We start from the raw sequence: 15979 nt of genomic DNA on the forward strand, positions 1-15979 counted from the left end.
GAATTCTTGCTCTATCATACGGCAGATCACGGCCGGATGTGCGCGAATCCACCAATTAATGCGTTGCTTTTTTTTCCTTCCATTTCGAAGCCTCAATGACGTATTTCTCAGCAGCTCCCCGATCCAATTGCACCTCATACGTAAGCTGGCTGCTGTCATCGGACCATACGATCCCGGTATGCTGTCCGTTCTTGCGGGATGTCTGCATTACCGTCTTGTTGTCATCTGCCGACACTATTGAAATGGCATGCTGATCCAGCAGTGCTACATAGCGACCGTCCGGCGAAGGGAACGCGTTGGCAGCGACAATGCCCAGACCAGGATGATCTTCCTTCTGAACGTCGGATTCGCCGGGAGCTTCTATTGGAGTACCAGATTGGTCGACAACTTCCGTCTTGTCCGCCACGATGCCTTTTCCGGTAACAGTGACATCCGTTCCCCGGACGCTCACGTCGCCGCCAGCTTCAGGATTGTGATCCCCCTCGGCAGCCAGCCCTTGTGCCGATTCTTTTTCATTGGCTCTGAATTCAATTTCAGACTGTCCTGATATCGTATCTGTCTGCCTGAACAAATTCGCAGTTGCTCCCTCCGAATCCGCAGGCATATCCGCCGAATAGGACAATTTGCCTCCAGCATTGTCGTTGATCGCAGCAGGATCGTTCAAGATAAAAAATCCGGCCACTACACCTGCTGCGACGACACTCCCAATAGCGCTCCAAGTGGTCCAGCGTCTCTTGCGCGGCATGCGGCGCGGCTCAGCAGCGACTCTCGCTGGTGTGACGGATGCCGGTTCTGCGAGAGACGGAGCGCTGGCGACAAGACAATCAAGCTTCTCCAGCTCGGGCAGAATCGCATCCACGAGGCTGTAGCTTGGGGTTACCTTGGGCAAGGCAGTGAGATCTGCAGATAACTGCTTCATCCGCTCGAACATGGCTGCACAGTCCGGACATTGTCTTGTATGGTTCATCAAGACCTCCAGTTCGGCGTCGCTGAGATCGTCATCTAGCTGTCTTTGCATGAGTTCCATCACCTCTTGACAATTCATCCCCGGACACCACCTTTCTGATAATCATGGAGTAAAGATTGCAGCTGTTGCCTAGCCCTGAACAAGTAAGACTTTACCGTATTAAGCGGCAGGTCAAGCGAATCCGCAATTTCGTTATACGAGAAATCCTGCAAGTAGCGAAGCACGACAACCGTACGGTGATGCTCCGGGAGCTTGTCGATGGCACTTCGAATATCCTGAAGGGCATACGCGGACAGCACCTCGTCCTCCACGTTCTGCTTCTCCCGGAATACCATCTCATGCTCATCGATAGATACCGTAGGCTTGCTTCTTCTAAACTTGTCAATGCATATGTTGGTTACAATGCGCTGTATCCATGTCTTGAACTGCGCCTTCTCTTCATAAGAGCCGATCTTCGTATAGATGCGGATTAATGCCTCTTGCGATGCATCCATCGCGTCTTGCTCGTTATTTAATATATAATAGGCTGTCCGATAAACATGGGTTTCAATCTCACGCAACAGAGTAATTAAAGCGTCTCGATCTCCCGATTGGGCGGCTTTAATAAGGCCGGGCTCAACCACGAAGGATCCTCCTCTCTTGCAACCTTACTGACGGACGGGTTGCGTTAAATGTTGCAGGTCGTTAAAACGATTTTTTTATTTTTTTAATAAAAATCATGGATTTATATCATTTTGTCTTTTTTTGTGGAAATGTGCAATCAGAGCCCCTTCTCTTAATAAAATAGAGAACTCCACATTAAAGAATACCAAATTAATAGATATCCGTATAGCTATTCATTTTTGGAACGCCGATATCCCCTTGCTGCTTACCCGGAATCTCGCTTCCCCGCCGGTATCTGTCCTCCATAATACAACTCCCGCCGCTTCCAGACGTCCCAGCACATCTGGATGAGGATGGCCGTATGTATTGGTGGCGCCCACTGAAGCCACCGCACCGGACGGACGCCAGTATGACAGCCATTCGTTGCCCGTGGAATGTCGGCTGCCATGATGGGCAACCTTCATCATATCGATTGGCTCTTCGGGTACAAGAATCCGTTCTCTCGTCATTCGGACGATCGCACTCTCCGTCCGGGTAGAGATGTCGCCTGTAAACAGGAACCGGCTGTCATAAAGCTGTATGGCAACAACGAGGCTAAGTTCATTCTGATCTTTTATTACGGGAATGTCAGACATGCGTTCCGCTGGCCATAATACGTCCAGACGAGTCTCTTTGTCCAGCGACCAACTCTCGCCCGCTATCGGAGCGTACAGCGGAATATCGGCTCGAAGCGCCGCTTCCATTAACCGGCTTGAATCTTCCGATGATCTCAGAGTGCCGTTCCACCATATTCGGGTGACGGGAATCTCCTTAATGACCGCTATCAACCCTTTTATATGATCCGTGTCCATATGCGAGAGAATCAACAAATCAATGCGATGAACCCCTCGGTCTCTTAGTAAAGGAACAAGTACCTTGCTTCCGACCTCAAACGGATCGCTGCGATTCCTCCACTCATCACCAGGCTTGCGGAACGAAAGCGCTCCGCCTCCGTCGACGAGAATATGCTTGCCGCTTGCGGTACGAATAAGCGCGGCATCTCCCTGTCCAACGTCCAGAAAGCTGACTGTCGCCGTCCGGTCGAACGCATCGGGCATATAAGCATAGACAAGGAGCAGCATCGCAACAAACGCATGAATGATCAGCGGCTTATACACGCTGAGACGGTTGTGTGTTTTCATAATTGTAGAGTCACTAAGATGAGATTTTACACCTCCGAAATGCTTAGTTTCCTCCACCTGTATAGGGGCCGTCTCCTCACTGTGTTCCGGATCCGCTGCCGAAAGTCGCCCTTGCTCCACGCTCGCATCCCCTCTGCCCAGCCTTCGAAAAGCCACTCCCATCAGCAATAACCAGACTACCACCCACCATAAAGGCGGTGTTCCCCATACCTGCCTGAATAGGGCTTGATCGGCCAGCCATTCAATAATGGCAAATGATCCATCGTTGGCAATGACGGATACATTCGCGATTAACTTGGCGCCCCAGGGCCATAGCATCGACAATACTAGCGCAGCCGCCCCTGCCGGCATCACGACCATGCTAATGAATGGAACAAGCACAAAGTTCGCCAGCAGAGACAGCAGATTGAACTGGTTAAAGTAATAGATGGTAACCGGGAAGGATACCAATTGGGCGACCACCGTGACCGCAATCAGATCCAATACCCAGCCTCCCCGCCGCCATCTCGGCAGGGCGCGCCTGAATGGCGGCACTCCGATAATGAGGCCCAAGGTAACGATAAAGGACAGCTGGAAGCTGACATCATTGAGAAAATACGGATTGAAGAGCAGCAGGACGACTGCTGCCGCCGCGATCAAATGCAAGCCGTCCTTCAGCTTGCCCATCCGGGCAGCAACAAGGCCAAGCATAGCCATTAGTCCCGCTCTCAGCACCGAAGGCGACGCTCCCGTCAGCAGCACATAGAAGGGGACGGCCGTCATCAAGATGAGCAAGATGCGCTCGCGCGGCTGACGCAGCATCTTGAGTATGCTAGTCAAGGCGTACATGAACACGCCGACATGCAGGCCCGATATTGCCAATATATGCGTCAAGCCGAGCCGCGCGAATTGATTGAATTGCTCGGGGTCGAGGTCCTCGCGGATGCCGAGGACGAGCCCCTTCATGTAACCGGCTTGCTCTGCCGGATACAGGAAGTCCAGCCGCGCGCCCAGCCAAGCGCGCGCGGCGTCGACGCGGCCATATATGGCGGCCGCGGAGAGGGCTTCGGCCGCTGGAGCCTCTACGGCGAGGGCGGCTGCGCCTTTGCTCTTCAGCAGCCAGTGGATGCCCTGGCTGCTGAGATAGCGGCGATAGTCGAAGCCGCCGCTATTGGTTGCCGTCGCCGGCTGCGACAGCTCGCCGTCGATGCGCACTTGATCGCCGCGCTGCCAAGCCGCGGCGATCGCTTGCTCCGGCTGCGCTGCGAGCTGGAGCTGAACCATAAGCCGCTCGCCGCGCATAACGAGCGGCTCTTCATCTGCCACTTGGATGGCCGCAGCCTCCAAGCGGAATTGCGCACGGTCTCCATCCACCTCAACCGCAGAAATGATTGTGCCGCTTACGCGGACGCTGTAGGCTGCTCTTGGTCCATCCGACTCAGCAACCGCCAGCAGCTCCTGCAGCTCCGTCACATTGCGTGAATCCGCCCACAGCCGCTCGCCAGCAGCCACACAAAATCCGAGTAGACAAATGATCGCCAGCCCTTTGCTCGCCTGCCTGCCAAGTACAGCGGCAACCGCCAGCAGGAACGCCGCCCCTCCCGCATACAGCGTGCCGCGCCAGCCGAGTCCGGCAGCTGCGCAGCTGCCAAGCACAAAAGTTAAAGAAAACCATACAAGCGGCCTTCTATTCATAGCCATCCCTTCACGAACCCCCCTGCGCCGAAAATAAAAAAAAGAACCTCCAGCCGCATGACTTCATGCGATTGGAGGTTCCTCCTCACGATACATCTTCCTATGAAGGCTTGCAGCTAAGCTGCATCCGTCGTACCGCTTATTGCGTTACTTCCATTCCTGCTTGGGCTGGCGGCGTATAATTCTCCACCTGCCGGAACGCGATGCCCTGCTGAGCCATTAACGCATACACCTTTTCACTATCCTTCGGATAACCGCGATGATAGACGATTTCTTCTACACCGCTGTTCGCCAGCATATTGGCACATGTCCAGCACGGCTGGTCGGTGACATAGACGACAGAGCCTTCGCGATCCGCCCTGTCCGTGAAGAGCAGCAAATTCTGCTCTGCATGAATGGTACGAATGCAGCGCTGCTTGCGCACGACCTGCTCGGCTCCGTTCACCACGTTCACCTCGACCTCTTCCGAGATCATACAGCCTGCTTCCAAACAATCATGCGCGCCCATCGGGGCTCCGTTGTACGCCGTTCCGAGCAGCTTCTTTCCTTGCACAAGCACCGCTCCGACATGCCTGCGCGGACAACGCGAACGCGTCGATACCATATAAGCGATATCCATGAAATAAGTGTCCCAATCCTTGCGGATGGCATCATTTGTTGCTGAGGTCATCGTTTCCTCCCCGTCTCTGGCTGTTATCGTATTCTCAGATGATACGGACATGCCCGCTTCGTTCTTTTCTAGTGATTCTATTGTAATCCTAAGTCAGCACCGATGCCAGTCCCAAGCGGTATTACCCTTGTTGGCTTGCCGCAATCGCCTGCTCCAGATCTCCCAAGATATCGCGAATGCCTTCCGTGCCGACCGACAGACGAACCATGCCTGGAGCCACACCGGCTGCCACTTGCTCATCAGCCGACAGCTGCTGATGAGTCGTGCTTGCAGGATGGATAATGAGAGACTTGGAATCGCCCACGTTCGCCAAGTGCGAGAACAGCTTAACAGCGTTGATCAGCTTTTTGCCCGCTTCCACGCCGCCTTTAATGCTGAAGGTCAGGATTGCGCCGCTTCCATCCGGCAAATATTTTTGGGCCAGCTCATACGACGCATGGCTCTTCAGGCCAGGGTAATTGACCCATTCCACCGCTTCATGCGCTTCCAAAAACTCGGCAACCGCAAGCGCGTTCGAGCTATGGCGCTCCATGCGCAAGTGCAGGGTCTCCAAACCTTGCAGCAGCAAGAAGGAGTTGAATGGCGACAATGCCGCCCCCATGTCACGCAGTAACTGAACGCGTGCTTTGATAATATAAGCGATAGGTCCTACCGCATCCGTGTAGACTACGCCATGATAGCTTGGGTCAGGCTCCGTAAGTCCAGGGAATCTGCCGCTCGCCTTCCAGTCAAATTTGCCGCCATCAACGATGACACCGCCAATGGAAGTGCCGTGACCGCCGATGAATTTGGTTGCCGAATGAACGACGATATCTGCGCCGTGCTCAATCGGACGGCACAGGTAAGGGCTTGGGAATGTGTTGTCGACGATGAAAGGCACGCCATTCTCATGAGCAATAGCGGCTACAGCTTCCAGATCGATAACATCGCCCTTCGGATTGCCGATGGTTTCTGCGAATACAGCTTTGGTCTTGTCCGTGATAGCGTTGCGGAAGTTCTCCGGATTCGACGGATCAACGAATTTCACCGTAATGCCCAGCTTCGGCAGCGTGGTAGAGAACAGGTTGTAGGTACCGCCGTACAGGCTGGTTGCTGATACAATCTCATCACCGGAACCCGCAATATTCAGAATGGCGTAGGTAATAGCCGCTTGGCCGGAAGCTACCGCAAGTGCTGCAGGCGCTCCTTCCAGCTCCGCTACGCGTTTCTCGAGCACATCGGATGTAGGGTTCATGATGCGGGTATAGATATTGCCGAATTCCTGCAGCGAGAACAGGTTAGCCGCATGATCCGTATCTTTGAATCCGTACGAAGTCGTCTGGTAGATCGGTACGGCGCGTGATAGCGTCGTAGGGTCGATGGTTTGGCCTCCGTGGACGGATAGCGTTTCTAGCGAGAATTTTCTTTCCTCTGTCATCTTTAAAATCCTCCTCGATTGTTTTCGAAATCTAGTAAAATATGACTGTATCGTTTCCATTCTCTCACATTCATGGACGGGCGACAACGCTTTCTTTGATCCCGGCCAAAAGCTTCTCCCCAATCCCCTTTACGCGGATCAGATCATCTACGCTTGCAAACGTTCCGTTCCGTTCCCGATCCTCTGTAATCGCCTGCGCCTTGGACGGTCCAATCCCCTTCAGTTCCACCAGTTCTCCCGCCGACGCGCGGTTCAAATCCAGCCTGCCAATCTCATCCCTGCTCGTCATGACAGGTACTGGCCCTTGGGACGGCGCCATCTCGGATACCTGATGATCCGGCTCCTTCGCCCCGACTTCCAGACTGACCGCTCCTACTCCTTCTCCTTCTCCTTCTCCTTCTCCTTCTCCTTCTGGCTGCTTCTGCGACTGCTCTATATGTACGGATGAATCCGCTGAATCTCCTGGATTGCCGTTCCCGTTCAAGGTATCGAGGGTGACCTGAACCGCTTCATTAAGTGACACCCACTCTCCTTCAGACTTTGGCGCGCCGTCCATCAAGCCTGCCGCGATAAGCAGCAAAGCCCCCGCCACGCAGGCAGCCGCCACAAGCCTGTTCATCCGTCTTGCTTCCCGTCCCATCATTCTAATCGACATCGCAATTTCTCCTTTCGGCAATTAATATGGTAATTGATGACATAAGGAACAAGTCTTGCGGAATAGAATACAAGAACATACATTACGCGTAATCGGTATAGGAGGGCTTAGTATGAATGTAGGATTTATCGGAACGGGCTCGATGGGAACGTTGCTAATTGAAGCGTTTGTCGCTTCCGGGGCCCTGGCGCCCGCAGAGATCGCCATCAGCAATCGCACGTATGCCAAAGCGCAGGCGATAGCGGACCGGTATCCCGGCATCAGAGCCGAATATACGAACGCGGAGACGGCTCGCGGCAGCGACATTGTCTTCCTGTGCGTCAAGCCGCATGAATTCATCCATGTCGTCCAAGACATCAAGCCGCTCATCCGGCCCGAACAGATCATCGTGTCCATTACCAGCCCGGTTCTCGTCTCCCATCTAGAGGGAGAGCTGGACTGTAAAGTAGCTAAGATCATCCCAAGCATTACCAATTTGGTGTGGAGCGGAGCCTCTCTATGCATCTACGGCGAAACCATGGGCGAAAAGGATAAAAAGCGTCTGGAGTCGTTGTTCTCCCATATTAGTGAACCGCTGCGCATCGAAGAGGATTACACGCGCATTGTCTCCGACCTGTCCAGCTGCGGTCCGGCATTCATGGCCTTTTTGCTGCAGCAATTTATCGATGCCGCCGTAGAGGAGACGGGCATTCCACGCAGCGTTGCCCTGCAGGTTGCGGGCAATATGCTGCTCGGCACCGGGCTGCTGCTGACCGAAGGGCGCATGACCCCGGAAGAAATTCAGGAACGCGTCGCAGTCCCCGGCGGCATCACAGCGAAGGCGCTCCATCTGCTGCGGAGGGAGACGGATGGCATCTTCAACAGCCTTATTCGGACGACGCATGCCAAATTCAATGAAGATCTCGTAAAGGTTTCTACCGCATTTTACGGCGAAGAGGTGAACGGACAATAGCTGTTCTTCAGCTAAAGCCCGCTCACCTCTTTGGGTTGCGAGTTTGATTCGATTAGTTGGCTACAATATTAACTAGCTTGCCTTTGACTGCGACTACCTTGCGAACCGTCTTGCCTGCGATCAGCTCCTGCACTTTCTCCAGACCCTTCGCAAGCGACTCCATGTCTGCTTCGTTCGTATCCGCGGCAATCGATATACGTTCTACGATTTTGCCGTTCACTTGTACAACGATCTCCACTTCCTGATCGACCGTCCATGCTTCCTCATAGGTTGGCCAAGCCGCATAGCTGATCGTTCCTTCCTGACCAAGCTTCTCCCACAGCTCTTCCGCGATATGCGGTGCGATTGGAGACAGCATCTGCACGAACTGCGCCATCGCTTCGCGAGGCAGCACGTCTGTCTTATACGCTTCGTTCACAAAGATCATCAGTTGGCTGATTACGGTATTGAAGCGCAGGTTCTCGTAATCATCCGTAATTTTTTTAATGGAACGATGCCATGTGCGCTTGAATACATCGGTCGTCTCGCCGTCGCCAATCTTGGAGCTGATTGTTCCGTCTTCATTCACGAACAGGCGCCATACACGAGCCAGGAAGCGGTAGGTGCCTTCCACGCCATTCGTATTCCAAGGCTTCGTTGCTTCGAGCGGCCCCATGAACATCTCGTACATCCGCAGGGTATCCGCGCCGAACTCGTTTACGATATCGTCCGGATTGATGACATTGCCGCGCGACTTGGACATCTTCTCATTGTTCATGCCGAGAATCATGCCTTGGTTCACCAGCTTCTGGAACGGCTCCTTCGTATGAACGACGCCCAGATCGTACAGCACCTTATGCCAGAAGCGCGCGTACAGAAGATGCAGCACGGCATGCTCTGCGCCGCCGATGTACAAGTCTACCGGCAGCCATTCCTTCTGCTTCTCCGGCGAGCAAATCTCCTTGTCATTCTTCGGATCGATGAAGCGCAGATAATACCAGCAGCTTCCTGCCCATTGAGGCATCGTATTCGTCTCCCGGCGAGCCTTCATGCCTGTCTCCGGATCAACGGTGTTGACCCATTCGGTCACGTTCGCCAGCGGTGACTCTCCCGTGCCGGAAGGCTTGATTGCATCCACATCTGGCAGCAGCAGCGGCAATTGATCTTCCGGTACCGGCTTCATTGTGCCGTCTTCCAGATGGAGGATCGGAATCGGCTCTCCCCAGTAGCGCTGGCGGCTGAACAGCCAGTCGCGCAAGCGATAGGTTACCTTCGCCTTGCCCTTGCCCGTCTCTTCGAGACGTCCGATGATCGCTTTGATCGCTTCTTCGTTATTCAGTCCGTTCAGGAAATCAGAGTTCACATGCGCACCGTCACCTGCATAGGCTTCCTCGGTTATGTCTCCGCCTGCCACTACCTCGATAATCGGCAGATCGAATTGCTTCGCGAACTCCCAGTCTCTCGCATCGTGGCCCGGAACCGCCATAATGGCGCCCGTACCATAACCCGCAAGCACATAATCGGCAATCCAGATTGGCGTCTTAGCGCCGTTGACCGGATTAATCGCATACGCACCCGTGAAGACGCCCGTCTTGTTCTTCGCCAGATCCGTACGCTCCAGATCGCTCTTGCGGGCTGCCGCTTCCTGATAAGCCTCTACCGCCGCTTTCTGCAGGGCTGTTGTAATCGCGGCAACCAGCTCATGCTCTGGCGCCAGCACGCAATAAGTTGCGCCGAACAGCGTGTCCGGGCGTGTCGTAAAGACAACCAGCGAGCCCTCATGCCCGTCAATGTCGAACGTTACTTCCGCGCCCGTCGACTTGCCGATCCAGTTGCGCTGCATATCCTTAATGCTCTCGGACCAATCCAGCTCTTCCAGATCGTCCAGCAAACGATCTGCGTATTCAGTAATTTTCAGAATCCATTGACGCATCGGCTTGCGGACCACGGGATGACCGCCACGCTCGCTCTTACCATCAATCACTTCTTCATTCGCAAGTACAGTGCCAAGCGCTGGACACCAGTTGACAGGCACTTCTGCTACATAGGCCAGACCGCGCTTGTACAGCTGGATAAAAATCCATTGCGTCCATTTATAATAATCCGGGTCCGTCGTGCTGAATTCGCGATCCCAATCGTAGGAGAAGCCCAGCGATTTGATCTGACGGCGGAAATTGTCAATATTTTTGAACGTAATATCTCTAGGATGCTGGCCAGTGTCCAGAGCATGCTGCTCAGCCGGCAGGCCGAATGCGTCCCACCCCATCGGATGAAGCACATTGTACCCCTTCATTCGCTTATAGCGCGATACGATATCGGTAGCTGTATAACCTTCCGGATGGCCTACATGAAGACCTGCTCCCGAAGGATACGGGAACATATCCAGAGCATAGAACTTCGGCTTCCCTGGTTCTTCCTTTGTTTGGAACGACTTGTTCGCGTCCCAGAATTGCTGCCATTTCGGCTCAATCACAAGCGGATTGTAGCCGTGTCGTTGCTGTTCCTGAGTCATTCGTACTTCCTCCTAATCGTCTTAAAACATAAAAACCTCCCGCCCCCAGCGGATTAACGCTAGGGACGAGAGGATATTCTCCCGTGGTACCACCCTAGTTAGCATCAGGCATGCCCTGCCCTAGCTCACTTGACGTCCCTAACGCGGACGATTCGGAACGACTTGCCTTCAGCTTCCTGAAGGTTGCCCGTTCGGCTCCGAGGCGAGCTTCCCTGCGCACATGGTCCGGCTTCCACCAACCGCCGGCTCTCTAAGCCAATGCAACGCCTGTACTGTTCCTCTTCAACGCCATGATATAAGTCAAACAATTACTACCGATTATATAAGTCCCCGCTCTTGCATGTCAAGCTACATCGGTCTTGCAGCTCAAAATTCGATATCAAGCGGTCTCTCTGGCCAAGCTCCTTCTGTTTGAGACAAACGTCAAGCATGCCATGGCCATAAGCGCACCGTGCATAAGTATTCCTAAGATGGCCGTATAACCGCTCGCAATAAAGCCCAGCATCCACAATCCGAACGGTGGTATCTGAATAAGGAAAATCGCCGCAAGTGCCACAATAAGCAAGCCGTCATTGAGTCCTTCCTTCATCCAGCGGCGAGCAGCCATCAATCCCAGCAGTAAGACCCCGATGACGATGGAGCACATACTCCAGAACCGGACAGTCTCTCGTTCCGAACCCGCTTCTGATCCCAGAAAGTCAGCGGCAAGCCAAGACGTTCCAATGTAAGCCAAACCTGCTGCAATCGATACTGCTCCGGCTAATATGATAATGGTACGTGTCATACTCATAGCTCCTTTACACCGAATGCTTGCATCAAGATACCTGTCAGTATATTCATTCGTCTTCTTCATCCGCCACTGCCTTCATGATCCAATAGGCTACTACACGGAATGCTTCCCGGCGTTCATCTGCGAACTTCATGACTAGCGACTGCTTTCCATGAATCTCCATCTACTTCTATCTTTCTAACGCGTCCAACCTCCTGCAGGTTGCATACCATGTCTCATTTTTTCAATCTGAACTGCTGTCCATCCACCCCTTCTTAGTCCATATAAAAAAGGTCCCCCAAAGGGAACCTCAACATGCAATCTCATTTCGATCTCATCTCGACTGTCTTCATCAGACCTTGCGATCAGCCCCTGCCGATAATCCAGCAAGCCGTATACAACCGAGATACCGATAATAAGCAAGAGCGGCACATTCCAGCTCCCAGTCCAATCATGGATAAGGCTGAATAATAGGGGACCGCTTGCAGCCAGCAGATATCCAACTGCTTGCGCCATACCGGACACAGCTCCGCGGCTTGTTCCGTAGTGCTTGCGCACAGCGCAAATAACATTAACCCAAGACCAAAACCTCCGCCATACTGAGGAACACCCAGGATTGATTGCCCAAAAGCAAAATAAGATACCCCATGATAAACAGACTGGAGGTGAGCATGACGAGCCCCCGTTGGCTCGCTCTTTTGCCTGCCAGTATTGAGGATCGACAGACGGATTTGGTCAATAATCGGTCCAACCGTGCTGATGCGCTTGCGCTCACCTGACTGACTATTGCAGTTAAGCATGCTTTATTTCTTTACACGGTACCAATAGTCATATCGCGTCATGAATCCCAGCTTGTCATATAGTCGATTCGCTGCCGTATTATTTTTCACCACAAGCAGATAGGACATCCTGACGCCCTGTCCCCTCGCCCATCCCAGCAAACCACGAGTCAGCCGCTCGCCATAACCGCGCCCGCGCTCGGTGGCGTCCGTTACGATATCGTATAATCCGGCGTATCCGTCCTCCAGCACGACTAATCCCGCTGCAACCGGAACCTCTCCACGTTTGTACAGACCAAAAGCCCTTCGCAAGGGATGTCCGGCCAGCATGCGCCGTGTCGTTTCCTTTTGGCTGTCGCTGAGACCCTGGAAACGAGCAATGGCATCCAGCCATTCATCCGTCAATTCCGGCCAGCAGTGAAATCCATCCCCCTGTCTGGGTACAGGTAGATCAATGATTGAAGCCGTTTTGACCTGCGTTTGATCAATCCGTTCATACCCAAGCTCCTCCAGTCTCGCGTCCAAATGCGCTGGCTCTGCAAAGGGCGTTATTTTAAAAACAGTCGGCTGACCTTGAGCTCGGTACAGCTCTTCGCAACGGTTGATTTGCTCATCCAGATTGCCGCTGTATCCATAGATGGGCTGAACGGAGTTGGATCGCTTGGTGTAGCCGTCGGCAAAGCGAAGCAGCCAGCCATCGTACAGAACCGTCTTCAGGGCCGGCCAGCCGTTCAGGCTCATTTCCTCTATCCGTTTGTCACTCCGTTCTCTATCTTCCAATATCTCCTTCTCCCCTCTTGCTCGCTTCGCAGGGGGGGATGCGGAATCGCTCCAACTGGTCGTACCGTTTCTCTTTCGTCAGGATCTCGGCCTGCTTATACCCTAACAGATCAAAGTGAGGGTATTCCGCCCGCTTATGTATATACCTTGGGTTCAAACCGTTCTCCCTGCACCAATCGGCCAGCTTGTCCAGATCCCAGCAGCCTACTTTCGTAACGGTTCGTACGTCAGGAAAGCGGTCGTCCAGCCAATAATGAGTCAAAAAGGCGATCTCCCCCCGCGATACGCTCGCCTTCCATGCTTTCATCTCGTCGCGGGTAATGCCGAATGCCATAAAGCCGCTCCTCCTTGCCTGCCGCTAAGCCCATGATCTTTAAACCCATTGAATTACGACAAAATCACCTTAACGCGGCCGACTGCTCCGTCCTGAAGCCTTACTTTAATGCCGTGCGGATGCTGCGGAGAATTGGTCAAGATGTCTTTCACAACGCCTCTGGTCAGCTTTCCGGTCCGCTGATCTTGTTTCAGCACAATATGTACTTCCAGTCCCGGCTTGATCATAGAGCGGTTGGTTCCTGATGTCTGCATGTTCTCATTCCTCTTCGTTGATGATGGCTATAAGCATAGCATATGCATTTGGAAGATGCACATGTTCCCCGCAACTGTTATACTTAGCATCATATGACATGAAATGAGGAACTTATCGCATGGCTAACGCATTCCAAGCACTCGGCGTATCCCGGGAGCTGAACGACTTATTGAAACAGGCTGGCATCAGCGAGCCGACCCCTGTACAGCGGCAGACTATACCGCTGCTTATGAACGGCAAAGATGTGATCGCGCAAGCTCAGACAGGCACAGGCAAGACACTGGCCTTCGCCTTGCCCATTCTGGAGCGGATCAACGTAAATAAAGAGCAGGTTCAAGCGCTAATTCTAACTCCGACACGGGAATTGGCTATTCAAATTACGGCCGAGATGAAGAAGCTGGCCCCGGCCATCGGCGCCAATGTCCTGGCTGCTTACGGCGGACAAGATGTTGATGCCCAAATTCGCAAGCTCCAGCGCGCTCCCCATATTGTGGTCGCGACACCTGGTCGTCTGATTGACCATATGACTCGCGGTACTGTCAGTCTGGGCAAGCTGTCGATGCTGGTGCTGGACGAAGCGGATCAGATGCTGCATATGGGATTCCTTCCCGAGGTAGAGAGCATCATTACGCAGACACCGAGAGCCCGCCAGACAATGCTGTTCTCCGCTACGATGCCGGACGCGATTCGCAGACTCGCTTCCGAATATATGAATGCGCCCGAGGATGTACAGATTCGCAGCGCCAACATTACGCTTGACAGCATCAAGCAGCTTGTCGTGGATACAACCGACCGCGGGAAGCAACGTGCGCTAATCCATCTGCTGGAGCAGCATCGCCCTTATTTGGCCGTTATCTTCTGCAGAACCAAGATTCGCGCCAAGAAGCTGAACGAAGCGTTGCAAGATGTAGGCATCGTATCGGACGAGCTTCACGGCGATTTGACGCAAGCGAAGCGCGAGCAAGTCATGAAGCGATTCCGTGATGCGCGTCTGCAAGTGCTTGTTGCGACGGACGTCGCTGCGCGCGGCCTTGACGTCGAAGGCGTGACGCATGTCTACAATTACGACATGCCGCTTGACGGCGAAAGCTATATTCACCGAATCGGCAGAACCGGCCGCGCCGGACACAATGGGATGGCTGTCACACTCGCTACGCCTTATGACGTTTCCAAATTAGCGGCGATTGAGAAGAGTATCAATGCCCGCCTTGAACATCGCGCGATTGACCAAGAAGGCGAATTGTCGTCTGTTCGCCGAACGGAGCGAAGCAGTGACAAGAACAGCCGAAACAGAGAAGGCAGAAGCAAAGACTCCGGCCGACCGTCAAGCCGAAGCGGCGGACGGGGAAGCGACCGGGACAGACGCGGAAGCGAACAGAACGGACAACGTGAAGGCCGTCGCGGCTCCGTGAAACCGAATCCGCGAGGCGGCAAACCGGCAGCGGCTCAAGCCGACGGCAACCCGTGGACGACAGCAGACGATTCGGGAAGCACGCGCAGCAAACAGCGTGAGGGGGGGAATCGCCGGGAAGGCGGACGTTCCTCTGAACGCGGGTCCAAGCGTTCTGCGCCAACTAGCGGGAAGAGCCCAAGAGGCCAGCAAGCCGGCGGGCGCTCCGGCGGACGCAGCTTCGGACAACAAGGCGGGCAAGGCAAGCCAAATAGCAGTGGTCGTTCTAGCAGTCGCTCCGGCGGCCGCGGCAAACGATAATTCAAAAACCCAGTCCGATGATCATCGGACTGGGTTTCTTGTAATGAGGTTAACCTGCTGAATTCAGCAGGTCGTTCGCGCTCAGCAAATGCGAGACAAGCTCTTCCGGCGTCTCGAACACATAATCGGGCTGGGCTTGCTCAAGCAGCTTGCGCTCGCCCTCTCCCCACAGTGCAGCGCAGCTTGCCATACCAGCAGTTGAAGCCGCCAGAATATCGCTAACCTGATCGCCTATGTAGAGGCAAGTTTCCACGGGAACACCCATCTTCTCTGCGGCCAGCAGCAAAGGGGCTGGCTTCGGCTTATGCTCACCGGTATCCTCTTGACCTACTATGCAGTCAAAAAACGAAAGCAGACCGTTCGCCTCCAGCTCTCTCAGGACATAGGCCTTCCTTTTGGATGAAACGATCCCCATCGGATACCCTGCATCCGACAGCGACTCCAGCATATCCCGCACGCCCCTGTATAACGTGATAGTCGTGCAATTGGCATCGTAATAGCGAACCGCATGTTCGAAGATCTGAGTGCCATACTCCGGGAACAGAATGCCGATTACTTTTGCGACTGGCTTGCCTTTCAGCTGACTCAGCTCTTCCTCAGTCGCTTCCCGCTCCAGGACAGAGCGGAAACCGAACCGTTGCGCTTCCGTCGCAAGCTTCTCGCTATCTTGCAGCGTACCGTCCAAATCGAACAAAATGCACGAAACAGCCCCCATCAAAGGCCCCCTGACTTGGTCTCAAC

15 protein-coding genes and 1 other annotated feature are annotated in these 15979 nt (G+C 53.9%); of the genes, 2 read left to right on the forward strand and 13 right to left on the reverse strand.

The features are described 5' to 3' along the window. Positions 1-55: 55 nt before the first annotated feature. The 6 genes from ACFVSO_RS13255 to ACFVSO_RS13280 all read right to left on the reverse strand — a co-directional run bounded on the left by ACFVSO_RS13255 (position 56) and on the right by ACFVSO_RS13280 (position 7167). Complete coding sequence (locus ACFVSO_RS13255; protein ID WP_387474159.1) at positions 56-1045, reverse strand: anti-sigma factor family protein; 990 nt, start codon at positions 1043-1045, stop codon at positions 56-58. Then, positions 1042-1590, reverse strand: coding sequence for an RNA polymerase sigma factor (locus tag ACFVSO_RS13260; RefSeq protein ID WP_116045041.1), 549 nt, complete (start codon positions 1588-1590; stop codon positions 1042-1044). The genes ACFVSO_RS13255 and ACFVSO_RS13260 overlap by 4 nt, the downstream gene beginning before the upstream one ends. A gap of 213 nt (positions 1591-1803) precedes the next feature. Then, positions 1804-4431: a ComEC/Rec2 family competence protein gene (locus ACFVSO_RS13265; RefSeq protein WP_387474162.1), complete on the reverse strand. Its 2628-nt coding sequence runs from the start codon at positions 4429-4431 to the stop codon at positions 1804-1806. Positions 4432-4564: 133 nt separating this feature from the next. Continuing rightward, positions 4565-5095 (reverse strand): deoxycytidylate deaminase, encoded by a 531-nt coding sequence (locus ACFVSO_RS13270; RefSeq protein ID WP_387474164.1) that lies wholly within the window; start codon positions 5093-5095, stop codon positions 4565-4567. 121 nt (positions 5096-5216) lie between these two features. Further along, complete coding sequence (locus tag ACFVSO_RS13275; protein WP_387474166.1) at positions 5217-6512, reverse strand: homocysteine synthase; 1296 nt, start codon at positions 6510-6512, stop codon at positions 5217-5219. A gap of 70 nt (positions 6513-6582) precedes the next feature. Next, positions 6583-7167, reverse strand: a complete 585-nt coding sequence (locus ACFVSO_RS13280) for a ComEA family DNA-binding protein (RefSeq protein ID WP_387474168.1) — start codon at positions 7165-7167, stop codon at positions 6583-6585. Positions 7168-7279: 112 nt separating this feature from the next. On the opposite strand from ACFVSO_RS13280, the gene comER reads away from it, so the two are divergent. Further along, positions 7280-8119 (forward strand): late competence protein ComER, encoded by an 840-nt coding sequence (gene comER, locus ACFVSO_RS13285; protein WP_387474170.1) that lies wholly within the window; start codon positions 7280-7282, stop codon positions 8117-8119. A gap of 52 nt (positions 8120-8171) precedes the next feature. Here the strand turns inward: comER and leuS are convergent, their stop codons facing one another. The 6 genes from leuS to ACFVSO_RS13315 form a co-directional block, all read right to left on the reverse strand. Further along, positions 8172-10610 carry a leucine--tRNA ligase gene (gene leuS / locus ACFVSO_RS13290; RefSeq protein ID WP_387474172.1) on the reverse strand — a complete coding sequence of 813 codons (2439 nt, stop codon included), beginning with the start codon at positions 10608-10610 and terminating at the stop codon, positions 8172-8174. A 58-nt stretch (positions 10611-10668) separates the two neighbouring features. Next, positions 10669-10905, reverse strand: a binding site (T-box leader). An 84-nt stretch (positions 10906-10989) separates the two neighbouring features. Continuing rightward, complete coding sequence (locus tag ACFVSO_RS13295; RefSeq protein WP_387474174.1) at positions 10990-11394, reverse strand: hypothetical protein; 405 nt, start codon at positions 11392-11394, stop codon at positions 10990-10992. A 350-nt stretch (positions 11395-11744) separates the two neighbouring features. Then, the gene (locus ACFVSO_RS13300; RefSeq protein WP_387474176.1) at positions 11745-12179 is read right to left on the reverse strand and encodes a hypothetical protein; all 435 of its coding nucleotides are present in this window, start codon (positions 12177-12179) and stop codon (positions 11745-11747) included. Positions 12180-12182: 3 nt separating this feature from the next. After that, positions 12183-12938: a GNAT family N-acetyltransferase gene (locus ACFVSO_RS13305; RefSeq protein ID WP_387474178.1), complete on the reverse strand. Its 756-nt coding sequence runs from the start codon at positions 12936-12938 to the stop codon at positions 12183-12185. Next, positions 12928-13272 (reverse strand): hypothetical protein, encoded by a 345-nt coding sequence (locus tag ACFVSO_RS13310; protein ID WP_387474180.1) that lies wholly within the window; start codon positions 13270-13272, stop codon positions 12928-12930. Before ACFVSO_RS13310 ends, ACFVSO_RS13305 begins: the two co-directional genes overlap by 11 nt. Before the next feature lie 53 nt (positions 13273-13325). Next, positions 13326-13526 (reverse strand): YwbE family protein, encoded by a 201-nt coding sequence (locus ACFVSO_RS13315; RefSeq protein ID WP_387474182.1) that lies wholly within the window; start codon positions 13524-13526, stop codon positions 13326-13328. Positions 13527-13645: 119 nt separating this feature from the next. On the opposite strand from ACFVSO_RS13315, the gene ACFVSO_RS13320 reads away from it, so the two are divergent. Next, positions 13646-15238, forward strand: a complete 1593-nt coding sequence (locus ACFVSO_RS13320; RefSeq protein ID WP_387474184.1) for a DEAD/DEAH box helicase — start codon at positions 13646-13648, stop codon at positions 15236-15238. Between the two features lie 49 nt (positions 15239-15287). Here the strand turns inward: ACFVSO_RS13320 and ACFVSO_RS13325 are convergent, their stop codons facing one another. Continuing rightward, positions 15288-15953, reverse strand: coding sequence for an HAD family hydrolase (locus ACFVSO_RS13325; protein WP_387474186.1), 666 nt, complete (start codon positions 15951-15953; stop codon positions 15288-15290). Positions 15954-15979: the final 26 nt, after the last annotated feature.

Source organism: Paenibacillus sp. NPDC057967 (assembly GCF_042887015.1).
In the GTDB taxonomy this organism is placed as follows: domain Bacteria; phylum Bacillota; class Bacilli; order Paenibacillales; family Paenibacillaceae; genus Pristimantibacillus.

Excerpts from the sequence above, each read along its gene's own strand:
- ACFVSO_RS13325 (WP_387474186.1), bottom strand. The coding sequence starts at position 15,953 with ATGGGGGCTGTTTCGTGCATTTTGTTCGATTTGGACGGTACGCTGCAA.
- ACFVSO_RS13270 (WP_387474164.1), bottom strand. The coding sequence starts at position 5,095 with ATGACCTCAGCAACAAATGATGCCATCCGCAAGGATTGGGACACTTAT.
- comER (WP_387474170.1), top strand. The coding sequence starts at position 7,280 with ATGAATGTAGGATTTATCGGAACGGGCTCGATGGGAACGTTGCTAATT.
- ACFVSO_RS13275 (WP_387474166.1), bottom strand. The coding sequence starts at position 6,512 with ATGACAGAGGAAAGAAAATTCTCGCTAGAAACGCTATCCGTCCACGGA.
- ACFVSO_RS13300 (WP_387474176.1), bottom strand. The coding sequence starts at position 12,179 with ATGCTTAACTGCAATAGTCAGTCAGGTGAGCGCAAGCGCATCAGCACG.
- leuS (WP_387474172.1), bottom strand. The coding sequence starts at position 10,610 with ATGACTCAGGAACAGCAACGACACGGCTACAATCCGCTTGTGATTGAG.
- ACFVSO_RS13295 (WP_387474174.1), bottom strand. The coding sequence starts at position 11,394 with ATGACACGTACCATTATCATATTAGCCGGAGCAGTATCGATTGCAGCA.
- ACFVSO_RS13280 (WP_387474168.1), bottom strand. The coding sequence starts at position 7,167 with ATGTCGATTAGAATGATGGGACGGGAAGCAAGACGGATGAACAGGCTT.
- ACFVSO_RS13265 (WP_387474162.1), bottom strand. The coding sequence starts at position 4,431 with ATGGCTATGAATAGAAGGCCGCTTGTATGGTTTTCTTTAACTTTTGTG.
- ACFVSO_RS13320 (WP_387474184.1), top strand. The coding sequence starts at position 13,646 with ATGGCTAACGCATTCCAAGCACTCGGCGTATCCCGGGAGCTGAACGAC.
- ACFVSO_RS13310 (WP_387474180.1), bottom strand. The coding sequence starts at position 13,272 with ATGGCATTCGGCATTACCCGCGACGAGATGAAAGCATGGAAGGCGAGC.
- ACFVSO_RS13255 (WP_387474159.1), bottom strand. The coding sequence starts at position 1,045 with ATGAATTGTCAAGAGGTGATGGAACTCATGCAAAGACAGCTAGATGAC.
- ACFVSO_RS13315 (WP_387474182.1), bottom strand. The coding sequence starts at position 13,526 with ATGCAGACATCAGGAACCAACCGCTCTATGATCAAGCCGGGACTGGAA.